Annotated in this window: 19 protein-coding genes and 1 pseudogene; 4 read left to right on the top strand and 16 right to left on the bottom strand. The window is 46.0% G+C overall.

Going from position 1 to position 19,512, the window contains the following annotated elements:
- The first annotated feature begins 185 nt into the window (after positions 1-185).
- Positions 186-1,442 (top strand): ISL3 family transposase, encoded by a 1,257-nt coding sequence (locus AB1F57_RS11455; protein WP_174853283.1) that lies wholly within the window; start codon positions 186-188, stop codon positions 1,440-1,442.
- 81 nt (positions 1,443-1,523) lie between these two features.
- On the opposite strand, the gene AB1F57_RS11460 is transcribed toward AB1F57_RS11455, so the two are convergent.
- The 14 genes from AB1F57_RS11460 to AB1F57_RS11525 form a co-directional block, all read right to left on the bottom strand.
- Positions 1,524-2,297 (bottom strand): acetyl-CoA carboxylase carboxyl transferase subunit alpha, encoded by a 774-nt coding sequence (locus AB1F57_RS11460; protein WP_367985765.1) that lies wholly within the window; start codon positions 2,295-2,297, stop codon positions 1,524-1,526.
- Positions 2,294-3,160, bottom strand: coding sequence for an acetyl-CoA carboxylase, carboxyltransferase subunit beta (gene accD, locus AB1F57_RS11465; protein ID WP_367985766.1), 867 nt, complete (start codon positions 3,158-3,160; stop codon positions 2,294-2,296). The genes AB1F57_RS11460 and accD overlap by 4 nt, the downstream gene beginning before the upstream one ends.
- Positions 3,161-3,174: 14 nt before the next feature.
- Positions 3,175-4,548 carry an acetyl-CoA carboxylase biotin carboxylase subunit gene (locus tag AB1F57_RS11470; protein WP_170238704.1) on the bottom strand — a complete coding sequence of 458 codons (1,374 nt, stop codon included), beginning with the start codon at positions 4,546-4,548 and terminating at the stop codon, positions 3,175-3,177.
- A 288-nt stretch (positions 4,549-4,836) separates the two neighbouring features.
- Positions 4,837-5,259: a 3-hydroxyacyl-ACP dehydratase FabZ gene (fabZ, locus tag AB1F57_RS11475; RefSeq protein WP_367985767.1), complete on the bottom strand. Its 423-nt coding sequence runs from the start codon at positions 5,257-5,259 to the stop codon at positions 4,837-4,839.
- Positions 5,256-5,723, bottom strand: a complete 468-nt coding sequence (gene accB / locus AB1F57_RS11480) for an acetyl-CoA carboxylase biotin carboxyl carrier protein (protein ID WP_167785947.1) — start codon at positions 5,721-5,723, stop codon at positions 5,256-5,258. Before accB ends, fabZ begins: the two co-directional genes overlap by 4 nt.
- Positions 5,724-6,959: a beta-ketoacyl-ACP synthase II gene (fabF, locus tag AB1F57_RS11485; RefSeq protein ID WP_367985768.1), complete on the bottom strand. Its 1,236-nt coding sequence runs from the start codon at positions 6,957-6,959 to the stop codon at positions 5,724-5,726.
- 162 nt (positions 6,960-7,121) lie between these two features.
- Positions 7,122-7,856, bottom strand: a complete 735-nt coding sequence (gene fabG / locus AB1F57_RS11490) for a 3-oxoacyl-[acyl-carrier-protein] reductase (protein WP_170238706.1) — start codon at positions 7,854-7,856, stop codon at positions 7,122-7,124.
- A 9-nt stretch (positions 7,857-7,865) separates the two neighbouring features.
- Positions 7,866-8,786, bottom strand: coding sequence for an ACP S-malonyltransferase (fabD, locus tag AB1F57_RS11495; RefSeq protein ID WP_367985769.1), 921 nt, complete (start codon positions 8,784-8,786; stop codon positions 7,866-7,868).
- A 1-nt stretch (position 8,787) separates the two neighbouring features.
- Positions 8,788-9,753, bottom strand: coding sequence for an enoyl-[acyl-carrier-protein] reductase FabK (gene fabK / locus AB1F57_RS11500; RefSeq protein ID WP_167785956.1), 966 nt, complete (start codon positions 9,751-9,753; stop codon positions 8,788-8,790).
- 163 nt (positions 9,754-9,916) lie between these two features.
- Positions 9,917-10,141 (bottom strand): acyl carrier protein, encoded by a 225-nt coding sequence (locus AB1F57_RS11505; protein WP_105111570.1) that lies wholly within the window; start codon positions 10,139-10,141, stop codon positions 9,917-9,919.
- A gap of 61 nt (positions 10,142-10,202) precedes the next feature.
- Positions 10,203-11,180, bottom strand: a complete 978-nt coding sequence (locus AB1F57_RS11510; protein WP_167785951.1) for a beta-ketoacyl-ACP synthase III — start codon at positions 11,178-11,180, stop codon at positions 10,203-10,205.
- Entirely contained in the window at positions 11,177-11,611 is a 435-nt protein-coding gene (locus tag AB1F57_RS11515) for a MarR family winged helix-turn-helix transcriptional regulator (protein WP_105137645.1), read from the bottom strand. The genes AB1F57_RS11510 and AB1F57_RS11515 overlap by 4 nt, the downstream gene beginning before the upstream one ends.
- 240 nt (positions 11,612-11,851) lie before the next feature.
- Entirely contained in the window at positions 11,852-12,643 is a 792-nt protein-coding gene (locus AB1F57_RS11520) for an enoyl-CoA hydratase (RefSeq protein WP_105111599.1), read from the bottom strand.
- Between the two features lie 149 nt (positions 12,644-12,792).
- The gene (locus AB1F57_RS11525) at positions 12,793-13,437 is read right to left on the bottom strand and encodes an HAD family phosphatase (RefSeq protein ID WP_174852595.1); all 645 of its coding nucleotides are present in this window, start codon (positions 13,435-13,437) and stop codon (positions 12,793-12,795) included.
- 145 nt (positions 13,438-13,582) lie between these two features.
- On the opposite strand from AB1F57_RS11525, the gene AB1F57_RS11530 reads away from it, so the two are divergent.
- On the top strand, positions 13,583-14,938 hold the full coding sequence (locus AB1F57_RS11530) for an aspartate kinase (protein ID WP_174852596.1): 1,356 nt from the start codon (positions 13,583-13,585) through the stop codon (positions 14,936-14,938).
- Positions 14,939-15,083: 145 nt separating this feature from the next.
- On the opposite strand, the gene AB1F57_RS11535 is transcribed toward AB1F57_RS11530, so the two are convergent.
- Positions 15,084-16,298 (bottom strand): pyridoxal phosphate-dependent aminotransferase, encoded by a 1,215-nt coding sequence (locus AB1F57_RS11535; protein WP_105137648.1) that lies wholly within the window; start codon positions 16,296-16,298, stop codon positions 15,084-15,086.
- Positions 16,299-16,610: 312 nt separating this feature from the next.
- Between AB1F57_RS11535 and AB1F57_RS11540 the strand changes: the two genes are divergently transcribed.
- Positions 16,611-17,063 carry a universal stress protein gene (locus AB1F57_RS11540; protein WP_170238711.1) on the top strand — a complete coding sequence of 151 codons (453 nt, stop codon included), beginning with the start codon at positions 16,611-16,613 and terminating at the stop codon, positions 17,061-17,063.
- 33 nt (positions 17,064-17,096) lie between these two features.
- Here AB1F57_RS11540 and AB1F57_RS11545 read toward each other — a convergent pair.
- Positions 17,097-18,459: pseudogene (locus AB1F57_RS11545) on the bottom strand (HAD-IIB family hydrolase).
- Positions 18,460-18,529: 70 nt separating this feature from the next.
- On the opposite strand from AB1F57_RS11545, the gene AB1F57_RS11550 reads away from it, so the two are divergent.
- Positions 18,530-19,489: an asparaginase gene (locus AB1F57_RS11550; protein WP_105137652.1), complete on the top strand. Its 960-nt coding sequence runs from the start codon at positions 18,530-18,532 to the stop codon at positions 19,487-19,489.
- Positions 19,490-19,512 lie beyond the last annotated feature (23 nt).

Below are 19,512 nucleotides of genomic sequence, written 5' to 3' on the forward strand. Positions count from 1 at the left end.
CAAATGTACTGTTTTTGTTTCATTGTGCTATAACATGGAAAACCTCCTGAAATTATTTTAGGCTCTATAATTTCTGTAGTGGGTAAAACCACCATGGAAATTATGGAGCCTTTTTGAGTATATACAAAAAGTCCCATATGACCTATAATGAAAAGTGCTCAAACTATCATTTTAGAAAGACTCATATGGAACAACTAAATCTTATCACTAATTTTCTCAGAATTAAAGACAAAAATATTACTATCACTGATGAATATGATATGGGAACTCACTTAGAACTCCACGGTTACTTGGATTACATGGCTCCTAAATGTCCAGAATGCAAGGGACAAATGGCTAAGTACGACTACCAGAAAGCATCAAAAATCCCTTACCTAGAAACTGCTGGTTACCCACTCCTTATCCGCCTTAAAAAGCGTCGTTTCAAGTGTAAAGAATGTGGGAAAATGGCTGTCGCTGAAACTCCTCTTGTTAAGAAAAACCATCAAATATCTGTCGCTGTTAGTCAGAAGATCGCCCAGTTACTCATCGAAAATCAAGCAATGACACATATTGCACACAGGCTAGCTATCTCAACATCATCAGTTATGAGAAAGCTCAATGAGTTCAAGTTTGAAACGGATTGGAATACCCTACCTGAGGTGATGAGTTGGGACGAGTATGCCTTCAAGAAGGGGAAAATGAGCTTCATCGCTCAAGATTTCGACTCCCTAAATGTCATCACCATTCTCGACGGAAGAACTCAAGCAACCATCCGAAACCACTTTCTACGCTATCCTAGAAAGGTTAGAAATCGAGTCAAAGTGATTACCATGGATATGTTTAGTCCCTATTATCAACTTGCTAAACAGCTTTTTCCGAATGCAAAAATTGTACTCGACCGCTTTCATATTGTTCAACACCTTAGCCGTGCTATGAACCGTGTCCGTATTCAAATCATGAATCAATTCGACAGAAAATCGCAGGAATACCGTGCTTTGAAACGCTACTGGAAATTGATACAACAAGATAGCCGTAAAATCAATGATAAACGATTTTATCGCCCTATGTTTCGAATGCATTTGACTAACAAGGAAATCCTGGAAAAACTCTTGTCTTTCTCTGAGGAACTACGACAGCACTATGAACTCTATCAGCTTCTCTTATTCCATTTCCAAGAGAAGAACTCAGACCATTTCTTTGACCTAATTGAACAAGAAATAACCACTGTTAATCCTATTTTCCAGACGGTATTTAAGACATTTCTAAAGGATAAAGACAAGGTTTTGAATGCCCTAGAATTGCCTTATTCCAACGCCAAACTGGAAGCTACCAATAATCTCATCAAAGTCATTAAAAGAAATGCCTTTGGTTTCAGGAACTTTGAGAACTTTAAAAAACGCATTTTGATTGCTTTGAACATAAAGAAAGAGAGAACGAAGTTCGTCCTCTCTAGGTGTTAGCTTTTCATCTACCCACTACAGTTGACAAAGAGCCTTATTTTATCCATTGTATCAAATCTAGCAAAAAAATACTAGGTCTTCCTAGTATTTTCTAAAGCGTTGATAGCGGTTTTCGAGTAGTTGTTCAAGTGGCAAGGCTTGTAGTTGAGCCAACTGGCTGACCAAGTTTTCCTTGATGTCAGCCAAAACTTCCTTGGTCGCTCTGCCATTTTCCAAAACCACCCGATCGACCACTTGGAGCTTCTCCAACTCATAAGAAGTGATCTTCATGAGTTCTGCCGCTTCCATGGCCCGACTGCCGTCTTTCCAGAGGATAGAGGCGAACCCTTCGGGACTGAGGACGGCGTACATGGAGTTTTCCAGCATCCAGACCTGGTCTGCAACTGCTAGAGCCAGAGCTCCACCAGATCCTCCCTCGCCGATGATAATAGCGATAATGGGTACCTTGAGGTCACTCATCTCCATAAGGTTACGGGCAATGGCCTCACCCTGTCCTCGCTCCTCGGCACCGACACCGGGATAGGCTCCAGCAGTATTGATGAAGGTGACAACGGGGCGACCAAACTTTTCAGCCTGCTTCATAAGGCGAAGGGCCTTTCGGTAGCCTTCTGGGTGGGGTTGACCGAAGTTACGCTTGAGATTGTCCTGGAGGTTCTTGCCTTTTTGGATACCGATAACTGTCACAGGCTGACCTGCTAAAAAGCCGATACCACCGACAACCGCTCCGTCATCGCGGAAATTCCGATCACCATGCAATTCCATAAAGTCATCAAAGAGTTGATTGGCATAGTCCAAGGTCGTCAGGCGAGCCTGGTCACGTGCCAAACGGATCATACGTGCTACATCACTGGTCATCTGACACCTCCATGCATTCTCAGCAAGCGACTAATGGTCGCTGGCAGGTCTTGGCGTTTGACAATAGCATCGACAAAGCCGTGTTCCTGTAAAAATTCAGCCTTCTGGAAATCGTCAGGCAGATTTTCCCGAACGGTTGACTCAATAACCCGTCGTCCTGCAAAACCAACCAAGGTCTGCGGTTCAGCTAGGATAATATCTCCTTCCATAGCAAAACTAGCTGTCACACCTCCTGTTGTGGGGTCCGTCAAGACCGTCAGGTAAAAGAGACCAGCATTGGAATGGCGTTTCACTGCCGCTGAAATCTTGGCCATTTGCATCAGGCTCATAATACCTTCCTGCATGCGAGCACCTCCAGAAGCAGTAAAGAGGACAACTGGCAAACGCTCTTGAATCGCCAACTCAAAGAGGCGGGTGATTTTCTCACCAACTACCGTTCCCATAGAGGCCATGATAAAGTGCGAATCCATGATGCCAATGGCAGCTGGCTGACCGCCGATGGTTGCCTTGCCTGTCAAAACAGCTTCATCCAAGCCCGTTTTTTGACGGATAGCTGCTAATTTCTCTAAATAATTGGGGAAGTCCAAGGGATTTTTGGTTTTAATCCCTGTAAACAATTCCTCAAACGAACTGTCATCGACTGTCAAAGCCAGGCGTTCCTGAGCTGTAATCCGAAAATTATAGGAACAGTGCTGACAGGTTTTCTCTAATCCCAAATCATTTTTGTAAAGGATGACCTTACAAGCAGGACATTTGGAAAAGAGTTCATCTGGCACCTCTGGCTTTGCTTGAGGTGCCGACTCTATCCGCGAACGATTGGGATTGATGCGGATATATTTGTCCTTTTTGCGAAACAAAGCCATAGCATTCTCCTAGTTTACTTTCTTAATTCTTCCTGATAGCGGGGTAAAAATTCTTCCATCAGGTAGGCAGTGTCGTAATCACCAGCCACCACTCGCTTGTCGGAAATCAAGTCCAGCTGGAAGTCCGTATTGGTTACCACTCCTTCAATTTCTAATTCATAGAGAGCCCGCTGCATCTTCATCAGGGCTTCAAAACGATTTTCCCCGTGCACGATGACCTTGGCTATCATCGAATCATAGTATGGCGGAATGGTGTAGCCTGGGTAAACAGCTGAATCTACACGCAGACCGACCCCTCCGCTTGGTAGGTAGAGATTGGAAATCTTACCTGGACTTGGGGCGAAGTTGAAGGCTGGATTTTCAGCATTGATGCGGCATTCAATAGCATGACCAGTAATCTTCACATCTTCTTGGCGGACACTGAGTTCCTGCCCAGCCGCAATCTTGATCTGCTCCTTGACAATATCCACACCAGTGACAAATTCGGTAACAGGATGTTCCACCTGCACCCGTGTGTTCATTTCCATGAAGTAGAATTCGCCCTTGGCTTCGTCCAAAAGGAACTCAATGGTTCCTGCATTTTCATAGCCGACTGACTGGGCAGCCCGCACTGCTGCTTGACCGATACGTTCCCGCATGGTCTTACCGATAGCAATAGACGGAGCTTCTTCTAAAACTTTTTGGTTATTGCGTTGAAGGGAACAATCCCGTTCTCCCAGATGGATGACATGACCATGCTGGTCCGCTAAAATCTGTACCTCGATATGCCGGGCTGGATAGACAACACGTTCCATATACATGGCTCCGTTGCCAAAAGCTGCCTTGGCTTCGCTGGAAGCTGATTCAAAGGCAGGCACTAGGTCTTCGGCTTTTTCCACCTTACGAATCCCCTTACCGCCACCACCTGCCGATGCCTTGAGCATGACGGGGTAGCCAATCTTCTCAGCGATTTCAAGGGCTTCTTGGCTTGTTAAGACTTCACCGTCTGATCCTGGAATAACAGGCACTTGAGCCTTCATCATCTCTGCCCGAGCATTGATTTTATCGCCCATTGTATCCATGACCGCTCCAGAAGGCCCGATAAATTTGATACCGACCTCTTCACAGAGGGTAGCGAACTTAGAGTTTTCACTCAAAAAACCAAAACCTGGGTGAATAGCCTGGGCACCTGTCACAACAGCCGCCGAGATGACCGCCTGCATATTGAGATAGGAGTCTGTCGAACGGGCCGGGCCGATACAGACAGCCTCATCTGCCAACATGGTATGGAGAGCTTCCTTGTCCGCCTCTGAATAGACAGCCACCGTCGCAATCCCCAACTCTCTGGCCGCACGAATAATCCGCACCGCAATCTCACCACGATTGGCAATCAAAATCTTCTCAAACATGATGAATCCTATCTCCTTTTTAACATAGAGTAATTGTTATAACAATCTCAAGGTGAGAATATTAAATAACGGTTATCAATAGCAGTTCTTCATTTTACTTTTAGTGCTTGCTCCAAAGGTTTGGGAAACCTTTGGAGGTTGGAGATAGAGCGAACGAAGTTCGTTTCTCCAAGAGCAGATATACTCCTGCTACTTTCTTATCTTATGGTAGCAGGCTGTCAAGCTCCACTGGAGCTTGACACTCATCAAATCAAGTTAACAACGGCTGAGTTTGATTTTCGAAGAGTATTATTTTCCAATAGCAAAAGTCAACACCCCCGACGCAGCCAGTTTGTCGTCCACCTCTGCCTTTGCCTCAACAACCGCAATGGTTCCACGGCGTTTGACAAATGTAGCGGTCATGATCAACTGGTCACCAGGTACAACTTGCTTCTTAAATTTGACCTTATCCATGCCAGCATAAAAAACCAGCTTGCCCCTGTTTTCTTCTTTGGATAACTCCAAGACACCTGCGGTTTGAGCCAAAGCCTCCATGATGAGAACACCTGGCATAACAGGATAGTCTGGGAAATGCCCGTTGAAGAAGGGCTCGTTTATGGTCACATTTTTAAGGGCGACAATCTCATCTTCTGATACTTCAAGGACACGATCGACCAAGAGCATAGGATAGCGATGAGGAAGAGCCTCTTTAATTTTCAAAATATCAATCATTTGATGCGTACCAATCCTTGTCCAAATTCTACAACATCTTGGTTGGCCACCAAAATTTCTGTGACCACACCGTCACGGTCTGCTGGCACTTCGTTCATGACCTTCATGGCTTCGATAATCATGAGGGTTTGCCCTTTTTTAACCGTATCGCCAACTGCTACAAAGGCTGGTTTGTCTGGAGCTGGTGACAAATAGGCCACACCAACAAGTGGACTTTCCACTACCGCACCTTCTGCCGCAGGGGCTGAGCTGGCTTCTACTGGAGCTGGCTCACTGGTTTCAACAGCTGGCACAGGTGCTGGAGTTACTGGAGCAAGCGGAGCTTCTACGATTGGACTCGGAGATGCTATCGCCTGCTGGTTTTTACTAAAATACAAGGTCTCCCCAGCATTGCTATATGAAAATTCTCGCAAACTTGACTGGTCAAACTGACTCATCAAGTCCTTTATTTCTGTAATATTCACTTAAGCCTCCCAACGCTTGAAGGCAATCACCGAGTTGTGACCTCCAAAGCCAAATGTATTTGAAATGGCATGACGGATTTCCATGTCACGACCTTGACCGTAGATGACATCCACCTCAATGTAGTCAGACAATTCTGTCGTACCAGCTGTCTTAGGTGCATGAGAATGACGCATCGCCTCAATAACAGCTGCTGCTTCAACGGCACCCGCCGCCCCCAACAAGTGACCCGTGAAGGACTTGGTGGAAGAAACTGGCGTGTTCTTGCCGAAGACGGATACGATAGCTTGACTTTCCCCTTTTTCATTAGCCGGTGTCGAAGTTCCATGGGCATTGATGTAGTCAATATCAGCTGGCTCCAAACCTGCTTCAGAAATCGCCAACTTCATAGCTTTAATCGCACCCAAACCTTCTGGGTGTGGAGAAGTCATGTGGTGGGCATCGCAGGTATTTCCGTAACCAACAATCTCTGCCAAAATCGTTGCCCCACGTGCTTCTGCGTGTTCCAAACTTTCCAAGACCAAGACCGCAGCACCCTCTCCCATGACAAAACCATTGCGGTCCTTATCAAATGGAATGGAAGCTCGTTCTGGTTCCTCAGTCGTCGACATAGCTGTCAAAGCCTGGAAACCACCAATTGCAAATGGCGTAATAGCTGCTTCTGAGCCACCTGCCAGCATGACATCTTGGAAGCCAAACTTGATTTCACGGAAGGCTTCACCCAAGGCATCATTTGACGAAGCACAGGCTGTGATGACACACTTGCAGACACCATTGGCACCGACCTGCATGGCAATATTTCCAGCCGCCATGTTGGGCAAAGCCTTCGGAAGTGCCATCGGACGAATCCGTTTTGGTCCTTTTTCGTTCATGCGAGCAACTTGTTCTTCAATTTCCAAAATCCCACCGATACCAGTTGACAAGATAACACCAAAACGATCACTATCAACCGCTTCTGTATCCAGACCAGCATTAGTTACTGCCTCACGAGCTGCATAGAGAGCATAGAGGGAGTAGTTGTCATAACGGTTGGTATCTTTTTTAACAAAGTATTTGTCAAAAGGAAAATCCTTGATTTCCGCTGCATTATGGACAGTGTATTCACTAGTGTCAAACTTGGTAATCTTTCCGATACCAATCTTGCCATTGACCAAGCTATCCCAGAATTCTTCTGGCGTATTTCCAATTGGAGATGTCAGACCGTAGCCTGTAACTACTACACGATTTAATTTTGTCATTTTCAAACCTCTCTTAAAACAACACACAAAACAATATTGAATTCAAAGTGCGTCATTGCAGTCTTTCAGTTTGCTTTTAGTACTAGGCAACGAGCTGCAGACAGTACTGGAGTACGGCAAAGCGAATTAACGAAGTAATAAAAGATAAACTGGAAGACTGGATTACTGCATGGTCAAGCCGCCGTCAACCGCAATCACTTGTCCAGTTAGATATTCTTGCTTAGCCAAAAACACTGCTACATCCGCTACTTCTTCTGTCAATCCAAAGCGTTTCATAGGAATTTGTCCCAACATGGCATCCTTGATTTTATCAGACAGAACATCTGTCATATCTGACTGGATAAAGCCTGGTGCGATAGCATTGACACGGACATTGCGACCAGCGACTTCACGGGCAATGGATTTTGTAAAACCGATAACACCTGCCTTAGAAGCGGCATAGTTGGCCTGACCAGCATTTCCTGTCAAACCGACCACACTGGAAAGGTTGATAATAGCCCCTTCACGTGCCTTGGTCATTGGTTTCAAAACAGCCTGGGTCATGTTAAAGGTACCTGTTAGATTGATACTCAAAACGCTCTCGAAATCCTCTTCCGTCATTCGCAAGGCCATACCGTCTTTGGTAATCCCTGCATTGTTGACTAAGATATCGACGCTACCAAGAGCCTCAACTGCCTCAGCCACCATCCGTTTAGCATCTGCCGAGCTGGAAATATCGCCTGAAATCGCCACCACTTTGACACCGTAGCTTGAAAAGCTGTCTAGCAAGTCCTGCCCCAGCTGACCACGACCATTCAACACCACATTGGCACCAAGGCTAGCAAACTTATGGGCAATGGCCAAGCCAATTCCACGACTTGAACCCGTTACAAAAACATTTTTATTGGTAAGTTCCATGATTTCTCCTTATTGACTAGTCGACAAGTCGGCTAGACTAGCCACATCTTCTACTGTCACCACCTCGGCTGTCTTATCAATTTTCTTGATAAAGCCTGCCAAGACCTTGCCTGGACCAATTTCGATAAACTTGGTCACACCAGCCGCCTGCATGGTTGCAATGGACTCGTAAAAGCGAACAGGCTCCATGACCTGACGGGGCAAGAGAGACTTGATGTCCTCTTGTTTCATGACCTTGGCTTCCGTATTGCCAACTAATTCTACTTGGAAGTCTGCGAACTCCACCTCTTTCAGAGCCTGAGCCAATTGCTCCGAAGCTGGACGCAAGAGAGCCGTATGGAAAGGCCCCGACACATTGAGGGGAATCATGCGTTTGACACCCGCCGCCTTCAAGGCTTCCACCGCCTCATCAACAGCTATCACCTCACCACCGATAACGATTTGGGCTGGTGTGTTGTAGTTGGCTGGGGAAACAATCCCAGAGGTAACTGACGAACAGACCTCTTCGATTAAGCTGGCATCTGCATTGAGGACAGCGACCATCTTACCAGTCCCTGCTGGTGCAGCCGTTTCCATAAACTCACCTCGTTTGGCAATCAAGGCAATCGCATCTTCAAAGGCCAGAGCACCTGAGGCAACCAAGGCAGCGTATTCTCCCAAGGACAAACCAGCCACCATGTCTGGCTCAATTCCTTTTTCAGCCAACAAACGATAAATGGCAAGGGAAGTTGTCAAAATCGCAGGCTGGGTATAGCGGGTCTGGTTGAGCTTGTCTTCTTGGTGGTCAATCAAGTCCCGCACATCATATCCCAGAATCTGACTAGCCTGGTCGTAAGTTTCCTTGACAATGGGATAGGTATCATAGAGGTCACGGGCCATACCGAGTGTCTGAGCCCCTTGACCTGCAAATAGAAAGGCTGTTTTTGTCATCTTATTCTCCAACAGAGGCCCAGCGATTCGCCTCTTCACGAATTACCTTAGCAGCTCCGAAATATAAATCTTTCAAAATTTCTTCACAGGTTTCTTCCTTGGTCACCAAGCCAGCAATCTGACCTGCCATGACCGAACCATTGACCACATCACCATCTACAACGGCATTGCGAAGGGCGCCTGCACCCAATTTCTCAATGGATTCTGCAGAAATTTTCCCAGCTAAGAAGTCTTTTTCCGCAGCCGCATAGGCTGTCGAAAGCTTGTTCTTAATCGCACGCACCGAGTGTCCTACAACGGATGCCGATACGGTTGTGTCAATATCCTTGGCCTTGAGAACCTTTTCCTTGTAGGCTGGGTGGGCATTTGACTCCCTGGCTACAACAAAACGCGTTCCTACCTGAATCGCCTCTGCTCCCAACATAAATGCCGCGGCAGCACCTGCACCGTCTGCGATACCTCCTGCTGCGATCACAGGAATAGATACGGCATCAACAACCTGACGAACCAGGGTCATGGTAGTCAATTTACCGATGTGACCACCTGCTTCCATTCCCTCTGCGATAACGGCATCCACACCCAATTTTTCCATCCGCTTGGCCAGAGCCACGCTAGGGACAACGGGGATAATCGTGATACCAGCCGCATGCAGACGCTCCATGTATTTACCAGGGTTCCCCGCACCTGTCGTCACCACTTTGACACCTTCTTCGATAACTAGGTCAACAATGTCATCTGCAAAAGGCGATAGGAGCATGATATTGACACCGAAAGGCTTGTCTGTGATGGACTTGACTCTATCAATGTTTGCCTTGACAACTTCCTTGGGAGCATTTCCTCCGCCGATGATGCCCAGACCACCAGCATTTGACACTGCGCCAGCCAAATCACCGTCCGCTACCCAAGCCATACCACCTTGGAAAATCGGATATTGAATATTGAGTAATTCTGTAATTTTAGTTTTCATCATTTCCTCTTCCTACATTGCTTAGGTCATCCTTTGACCTTCAAACAATCACCTAAACAAGAGAGGGACTTCTCCCTCACATAAATTACTTTGACAGTTCAATGTTTTGATTATCAAAGTATTGACTCTAAGAAAAATGCTTATCGCATCTTTCTAATAACATTTATTTTGTTTTTTCTTCAACGTAAGCAACCAAATCAGCTACTGTAGTCAAACCTTCTTCTGTGTCGATTTGGATGTCAAACGCATCTTCGATTTCAGAGATAACTTGGAAAAGATCCAATGAATCTGCGTCCAAATCTTCAAAAGTTGTTGTAAGGGTTACTTCCTCAGCGTCCTTACCCAATTCCTCAACGATAATTTCTTGTACTTTTTCAAATACTGCCATGATATGTGTCTCCTTTATTTAAATAAATATTTTTTTAATCTTGCCAAAGGCAAGGGATTAACTAAATTTTAAGTAGAAGGGCTCCCCAAGTGAGACCTCCGCCAAATCCGGCCATCAAGACTGTCTGGCTACCGTCCAACCGCAGAGTACCTGCCTCCACACACTCCGATAGGAGAATAGGAATGCTGGCTGCACTGGTATTGCCATATTTGTCCATATTGGCTGGGAACTTTTCCGATGCCACACCCAGCTTTCTAGCCATCTTATCCAAGATTCGGCTATTGGCTTGGTGAAGCAGGTAGAAATCAATCCGGTCTGCTAGCAGACCTTGCTGACTGAGCAGCTCTGCTATGGTTCCCGTCACATCCCGAGTCGCAAATTCAAAAATCGCGCGCCCCTCCATCTGGATGTAGGGTTGGGAACAAGTAGCATCAGAAAATGGGGTGCATTTCTGGTCAATACCTGCAGTCAAACTCGCTCCACGACTGCCATCAGTCCGGAGAATTTCCCCCAGAAAGCTAGGCTGAACGCAAGCTTCAAGTAAGACGCCGCCGGCACCGTCTCCAAAGAGCACTGCTGTCGAGCGGTCCGTCCAATCGACCACGCGCGACAAGGTCTCCGCACCGATGACCATCCCTTTCTGATAACGGCCCGATGCAATCAACTTTTCTGCTGTCGACAAGGCATAGACAAAGCCCGAACAGGCCGCCACCAAGTCGTAGGCAAAAGCCTTGGTCGCTCCGATTTTAGCTTGAACCAAAGCTGCTGTGGATGGCATCACCGAATCGGGTGTCATGGTGGCCAGGATGATAAAATCAATCTCCTCCGCACCAATCTGCGCCTTCTCCAGCAAGTCCTCCGCCACGGCAGTGGCCAAATCACTTGTCGTCTGGTCTGTGACAACATGTCGTTGACCAATTCCTGTCCGACTGTGGACCCAGTCGTCAGTGGTATCCATTATCTGAGCCAAATCGTCATTGGTCACAATCTTTTCTGGAAGATAGTGTGCCACCTGACTTATTTTAGCATGGGTTCTCATTTCAAATCCTCCAAAAAGTGATAGAGTTTCATGAGCCCTTTCTTCATGACCTGGTATTCCGTCTCATCCATGCCATCCGTAATCTGCTTGACCATTTCATTGTGGAAACGCTGATGCAGCCGATAGACCAAGCGTCCCTTTTTGGTTAAGTAGAGATGAATGATCCGCCTGTCTCTGGTCGAACGCACACGCTCCACGTAGCCCTTTCGCTCCAGATTATTCAGACTGGTTGTGACAGTTCCCAAGGTCACCATCAAAGCGCGGGAGACATCTGTGGGTGTCGCATCCGGTTTACTTCCAATCACATCAATGGTGTGCATCTCCTTGATAGAAATATCCTTAAATCGGCTCCCCCGTAGACTTGTTTCTTCAATCACCAGTACATTATTAAATATAGCTGTTAGGTAATCATTTACTTTTTGATCTTCCAAAACAGGCCTCCTTAACTTTGATAGTCAAAGTATAGAGCAAAAAACTTTGATTGTCAAATATTTTTTGTCATTTTGTTTTTCTTTTATTGCTTCGACGACCGAGGAAACTTCGTTTCTGAATTTCGAACCTCAAACAATCAATATTATTTGAGCTCACCTCGCCTAACTTCAGTTACGCCTTTGGCTCGTTACCTAGTACTAAAAGAAAACAAATAGACGTATTCGGTAATAAATTTTAGCTCATTGACCGGTAAATACTGGTCTTCGGCGTTCGGCATGGGCTCGGACACCTTCCTTGAAATCTTCCTTGAAGGCCAATTCCTCCTGCAACTGCAATTCTAACTTGCGATAGGTTTCCCAGTCCTTGAACTGGCTTTCCCAGACCAGCTGCTTGATGGCGGCGTAAGAGTTAACAGAGCCTCGTAACAGTTTTTTGATGACCTGAGCGACTGTTTTTTCCAGCTTTTCAGGTTCGGACAATTTGTAAACGATGCCGTAGTCCAGGGCCTTATCAGCAGACAAGCCTTGGCCTGTCATGGCTAATTGGCTAGCCCGATTGGCACCAATTGCCCGACTGAGGAGAAAGAGCCCACCGGCATCAGGTGCCAGACCCACTCCGACAAAGGCCTGGATAAATTTTGTTTTAGTAGAGGCAATCACGAAATCTGCTGCTACTGACATGTTGGCCGCTGCACCAGCGACAGCTCCATCGGTCACCATAATGACAATCTTGGGCAATTTCTTGATAGCGAATGAGATGTCATTGACCAGCTCTGCTATTTTTACAAGAGAAGGAATATCATCCTCATCCACTGCCCGCTTCATCTCGACCAAGTCGCCACCGACCGAGAAAACAGAGCCCTGGGCCTGAATTTGCAGGATTTTCACAGTAGCATCTCGATCAACTGCGTCAATCGCTGCCAAAATTTCCTCACACATGGGAATGTTAAAGCCATTGGCCACATCTGGACGATTGAGGGTCAGAAGGGCTATTCCGTCCCGAACATCATAGGTAATTGTTTGATAGGTCATCGCCTGCTCCACTTCATTTGAAGATGAAATAGTTTGAAAAGCAAACCACATCTTTCTTGTTATCCATTCTAGCACAGAAAATCATTTTGTCACGTCCTTACCAGAAAAGAAGTGTGACATCGGAAAAAGGCTGGCTCTCGCCAACCCTCTTACATCTTGTCCAATTCTCTCAATCCTTGGCTCAAATTGTCCACCAAGCGATCTGCTTGACTCTGGTCAATGCCATAATGCTGGTCTCGGATGGCCCAGACAGTCAAGCCTGCTGCTTTTGCTGCCGCGATGCCTTTTGCGCTGTCTTCAAAGACCACAATCTCTGATTTGTCCACCCCAGTCGCCTGGGCTGCGAGATTGTAGACATCCGGAGCTGGCTTGGGCGCTCCGCATTCCATGGCTGAAAAGACCTGTTTAAAATAAGGTCTAATTCCAGCTTCTTCCAAGGCACGTTCGATTTCTTCCCTGTCCGTATTGGAGGCCAATACCAGAGGTAAGCTCTTGTCTGTCAAAGCCTGCAAGACTTGTTTGACATCAGGAAAAAGCCGCTGACCATAGGGTGTCGGCCGGTTTTCCTTATAGATACGGTACTCCTTTTCCAAGGCAGGCACATCCCACTTGTCAAAGTCATTCGCCAAAATCCGACGCCACATTTGACTGGCCCTGCCACCCACAAAAATACTTGGGTCCAGGTGATCGACCGACAGTCCCTTGGTCGATAAAAAATCGATGCGTCTCTGGAAATAAAAGGTCTCTGTATCAAACAGGACTCCATCCATATCAAAAATAATTGCTTTTGCCATGCTTTCTCCTCTTTCCACCAGTTTACCACAATTCCCAGAAAGTTTCATGAATTTAATTTTCAATAAATTCTGAAAATTTCCCAGAAAATACTGACAAAGCCCCCATCTTCTGCTATAATAGTAAAAAATATCTGAGGAGATTCTTATGAAAGTAACCAAATTTGGAGGTAGCTCGCTCGCGTCTGCCAGCCAATTAGAAAAAGTATTTAGCATCGTTCAATCGGACCCTGAGCGCCGTTTTGTTGTCGTATCAGCACCAGGTAAACGCAATGCCGAAGATACGAAAGTGACAGACGCTCTGATTAAATACTACAAGGAATATACAAGTGGCAAGGATGTGACAGCCAGCCAAGAATGGATTATCAATCGTTACAAGGCTATGGTTGACGAGCTTGGTTTTACAGCTAAAAGCATGACGAAGATTGCTGACAGCATCAAGGCCCTGGCGACCCTGCCGATTGAAAATAATGAATTTCTTTACGACGCATTCCTAGCGGCCGGCGAGGACAACAATGCCAAGCTGATTGCAGAATATTTTACCCAAAAAGGACTGCCTGCCCGCTATGTCCACCCTAAGAAAGCTGGTATCATTGTCAGCTCAGAACCTGGAAATGCCCGTATCCTACCGTCTAGCTATGATAAGATTGAAGAATTGCGCGATGCGGATGAGGTCTTGATTATCCCTGGCTTTTTCGGTGTGACCATAGACAATCAAATCTGTACCTTCTCCCGTGGTGGTTCGGACATTACAGGCTCTATCGTAGCGGCCGGTGTCAAAGCTGACCTCTACGAGAACTTTACCGATGTTGACGGCATTTTTGCTGCCCATCCTGGTATCATCAAAAATCCACATTCTATCAAGGAATTAACTTACCGTGAGATGCGTGAATTGGCCTATGCAGGTTTCTCTGTCCTTCATGACGAAGCCCTCCTACCTGCCTACCGTGGACGCATTCCTTTGGTTATCAAAAATACAAATAACCCTAGCCACCCAGGCACCCAAATCGTCCTGGAGCATACTGACCAGACCCTGCCTGTTGTCGGAATTGCAGCAGATGATGATTTCGCAAGTATCAACATTTCCAAGTACCTGATGAACCGTGAGGTTGGTTTTGGTCGCAAGGTCCTGCAAATTTTAGAAGACTTGAATATTCGTTTCGAGCACATGCCGACTGGTATCGACGACCTGTCCATCGTACTCCGTGGCCGCGAATTGACCCCTATCAAGGAAGCTGAAATCCTTCGCCAGCTCAAAACGCAGCTGGAGGTTGATAAGGCTGAAATTGAGCGTGGCCTATCCACCATCATGATTGTTGGTGAGAACATGAAGAGCCACGTCGGTGTAACAGCCGCAGCAACGACTGCCCTATCTAACCAGAATGTCAACCTGGCCATGATTTCACAAGGTGCCAGCGAAGTTTCTGTCATGTTTGTTGTCAAAACAGAACAAAAAGAGCAGGCCCTACAGGCACTTTACACAGCATTTTTTGAGGGTAAATAAGTTTTTTCAGTTCCATACTGGATATACAAATGAAACAGGTAGTGTATGAATCAAATTTATTTTAGTCGCCGCAAGGATTCTACCTAATCCCTCTCACATCATCCCATAAAAATAAGCTCTCACCTAAACGGTTTGAGCTTATTTTTTATCTACGATATTGGGCCAAGAAGCGGGTCATTTTTTCTTGGATTTCTGCTAGTTCGTCTACACGTGGAAGGTAGACAATACGGAAGTGGTCTGGGTCCTTCCAGTTAAATCCACGACCATGGACCAAGAGAACCTTTTCTTGCTTGAGGAAGTCCAATACAAACTGCTCGTCATCATCAATCTGGTACATTTCACGGTCAATTTTTGGGAAGATATAGAGGCCTGCCTTAGGCTTGACAGCTGAAAGCCCTGGAATATCTTGGATAGCCTTGGTGATGAATTCTCTCTGCTCATAAAGTCGGCCACCAGGTACCAACAATTCATCGACTGATTGGTAACCTCCAAGCGAAGTTTGGACAACTTGCTGGGCCAGGACATTGGAACAGAGCCGCATGTTGGACAACATATTGAGACCCTCGATATAGCCTTTCACATGCTTTTTAGGACCTGATAGGACCATCCAGCCCACACGGAAGCCACAGATACGATGGGATTTGGACAGACCATTCATAGTCACGACAAAGACATCTGGTGCCAATGAAGCGATTGGGATATGGACTGCGCCGTCAAAAACCATGCGGTCATATATTTCATCCGAGAAAATGATGAGCTCATGCTGGCGGGCAATCTCTACAATCTCCAACAATAATTCTTTTGGATAAAGGGCACCTGTTGGGTTATTGGGGTTAATCAGGACAATCGCCTTGGTGCGGCTGGTGATTTTTGAACGAATATCGTCCAAATCTGGATACCAATCTGCCCCCTCGTCACAGAGATAATGGACCGCATCGCCACCTGCCAGGCTAACTGCCGCTGTCCAAAGTGGATAGTCGGGCATTGGCACCAGGACCTGGTCTCCATTGTCTAGCAAGCCCTGCATAGACATGGTAATCAGTTCACTAACTCCATTTCCGATGTAAATGTCATCGATGTCAACATTTGGAAACTTCTTGACCTGGCAATACTGCATGATGGCCTTACGGGCAGAAAAAATCCCCTTACTGTCGGAATAGCCTTCTGATTTACGGGCATTGTGAATCAAGTCGTGAATAACCTCATCTGGCGCCGTAAAACCAAATTCAGCTGGATTTCCTGTGTTCAAGCGGAGAATCTTCTCACCATTTGCCCGCATGCGCATAGCTTCCTCCAATACTGGACCACGGATATCGTATGCAACATGTTCGAGCTTTGTTGACTTTTCAAATTGTCTCATGACTATACCTCCTCAACTTTCTTGAGTCTATGAATACTACTATCATAATGGAATTTGGTCATTTTAGCAATCATTTTCATAGCAAATATATCACTAAATGTTATAAATAGCAGGAAATGTAGGGAAATGATACTACTAGAATGACATGAACACTCTATCTGTCTCTGGACACTGCAATCTGACTATCATTTACGGTTGCTTATATTATTTTTCTCCATCTATCAATAAATACTTTACATTTTTTGTAAAACACCTTATAATATAAATGTAGAATATTCCCTTATAAAAATTGTCTAAAAGGAGGTAAGGATCATGTCACAAACCTATCAATCTATTTTAGTTGCTGTTGATGGTTCAACAAATGCCGAAATTGCTTTGCAAAAAGCCATTCAAGTTGCTAAGCGCAATCAGGCAAAATTGACCATTGCCCATGTCATCGACACCAGAGCCCTACATAATGTCGTGGCTTTTGACGCATCCATCTACGAATCTCTTGAAAAAGAAGCTGAAACTCTTTTAGGAAATTATAAAAAGTGGGCTACCGATGCAGGCTTGACAGACATTGCCACTATCGTTGAGTTTGGCAATCCCAAGACCTTGCTCTCCACAGACATTCCACATGAGGCTGGTGCCGATTTGATGCTACTGGGAGCGACTGGTCTCAACACCTTCGAGCGCCTGCTCATCGGCTCTTCTTCTGAATACATCATGCGCCACACAGACATTGACATCTTGATTGTGCGCAATCCAGAAAAAAGTCTATAAACATCTAGATAAATTGAAAGGCAGAGAATCGCATTAGGATTTTCTGCCTTTTTGTCTGTCTAATTCGTCTTGAATTTTCCCTTCTGGTGCAAAACGCTCCTCCCAGCCCTCTGGCTTCAATATTTTGTGGGAAACAGGGTCGTAATGGGCCTTACCATCCGGAAAATACTTACCCATATTAGCCTGGTGGACAATATCGAAAATGGGTTTGGGGTCAACTCCTACCAAAACAAAGGAACCGTAAGTAAAATAGAGCAAGTCCATCAGGGCATCGACCTGACCAACCAAGGAGAGACCTGGACTGCCTTTACTGGTAACTTTTGCCATTGCCTTGTCGAGTTGCTGGTGCAGGCCCTGGACCTTACGGTCAAAATCTGCCTGGTCCGATGAGGCTGCCTGTAAAAATTCGACCAGCTCCTCCAACTTGAAACTAGCCCTGTAAAAGGCCGTATTCCCATCAAATGCCTGGGGAATTTCCTGAAGTGTGCCATCCATAGCCTTGTGAAAGTCACGAACAGCATTAACATTGGCATCCTTACTAGTCAACATTCTTCTCCTCCACGAGACCAAAGTGCACCAAGGCCTTATAAATACCATCCTTATTATTGGTATCTGTCACATAGGTCGCCGTCCCTTTGGCCTGTTGGGTAGCATTTCCCATGGCAATGGCATACTGAACACCGGCTAACATTTCCAAATCATTGTTTGAATCCCCAAAAACCATCACTTCTTCCGTATTAAAGCCATAGATTTCTCCCAATTTTTGGATGCCTTGCAGTTTGGAATTGCCCTTGCTGATGACATCTGCCGCATAGACACTGGACCTGGTAAAACCAAGAGTTGGGAATTGAAGGGCCAGGCGCTGGGTCACTGACTCAGTAGCCAACAATAAGACTTGATAAACCGGTTGATCCAGATAGGAACGAATCTTATCTGTATCCTTAGGACGGAACTTGCGAACCAGGCGGTTAATCAGGAAGTTGATGCCACCAGCCCAGGCGCTCGGTATCATGCGTGTCAATCTGTAGACCAGGTGACCAGTGCCTACGTTCATAATACCACTGCCTACAACTCCTGTCCCCAACCCAAGTGAATAGTCCCAATGATTGCTCTCCACCAAATCAAGAAAGGTCTCCAATGTTCCCCTATCCAAGGCTTGGGCAAAGTGGACCTGGTCTCTTGAAAAAATATATTGGCCATTGTAGGTGATGGCCAGATCCAGCGATAGGCCGGCCATGTATTTCAGGACAAAGTTGGGGTCTCTGCCTGTTGCCAAGCCCACGAGAATGCCATTTTTCTTGAGGGCATTGATGGCCTGGATGGTGGATTTGCTGACTGTTCGATTATCGGTCAGAAGGGTTCCGTCAATATCAAAAAACACTGCCTTTACCGCCATCTAGCTCACCTACTTCCCTGGAATTATGTTACAATTAGTATATCACAGATTTGAAAGAAACTGAAAACTTATGAAAAAAATTCTAGCCCTCCACACTGGAGGAACCATTTCTATGCGGACCGACAATCAGGGGAGCGTCTCTTCTAGTTCCCACAATCCTATGGCCAGTCTTTCTACTCCCTTAGACACTATTCAGGTAGTGTCTATTGATTTTTTGAACCTGCCAAGCCCCCATATTCGATTGGAACACATGATGGAGCTCTACCAAGAAATCAAGCGCCAGGCAGATGAATTTGACGGCTTTGTCATCACTCATGGCACCGATACCTTGGAAGAGACAGCCTATTTCTTAGATACCATGGCCATTCCTCAAAAGCCGATTGTTATCACAGGGGCCATGCGCTCCTCCAATGATTTGGGTAGTGATGGTGTCTATAATTATCTTACAGCCCTGCGTGTCGCCGCAGATGAAAAGGCGGCAGATAAGGGGGTTTTGCTGGTCATGAACGATGAAATCCATGCCGCAAAATATGTGACCAAGACCCATACGACAAATGTTTCTACTTTCCAGACTCCGACCCACGGTCCTCTGGGGCTTGTAACCAAGCGGGAAATTCTCTTTTTCAAAACTGCTGAGCCACGTGTTCGCTTTGATTTGTCAGAGATTGCAGGAACCATTCCTATCATCAAAGCTTATGCAGATATGGAGACCATTCTCCTTGATTCTCTAGACCCTGGTAAACTTTCCGGGCTTGTGATTGAGGCCCTGGGAGCTGGAAATCTGCCTCCATCTATCTTGCTAGCGATTCACCGCTTGCTGGCAGCAGGAATTCCGATTGTGCTGGTTTCTCGTTGCTTTAACGGTATTGCCGAGCCTGTCTACGCCTACCAGGGAGGCGGCATCCAACTAGAGCAAGAAGGTATCCTCTTTGTCAAGGAGCTGAATGCTCAAAAAGCCAGAATCAAGCTCTTGATTGCCTTAAATGCAGGTCTGAAGGATCAGGAATTGGCTGACTATATACAGGGGTAACACTTGTCTTACGGACCAATAAA

Origin of the sequence: Streptococcus nasisuis, from assembly GCF_040836615.1 — a bacterium.
GTDB lineage: Bacteria > Bacillota > Bacilli > Lactobacillales > Streptococcaceae > Streptococcus > Streptococcus suis_V.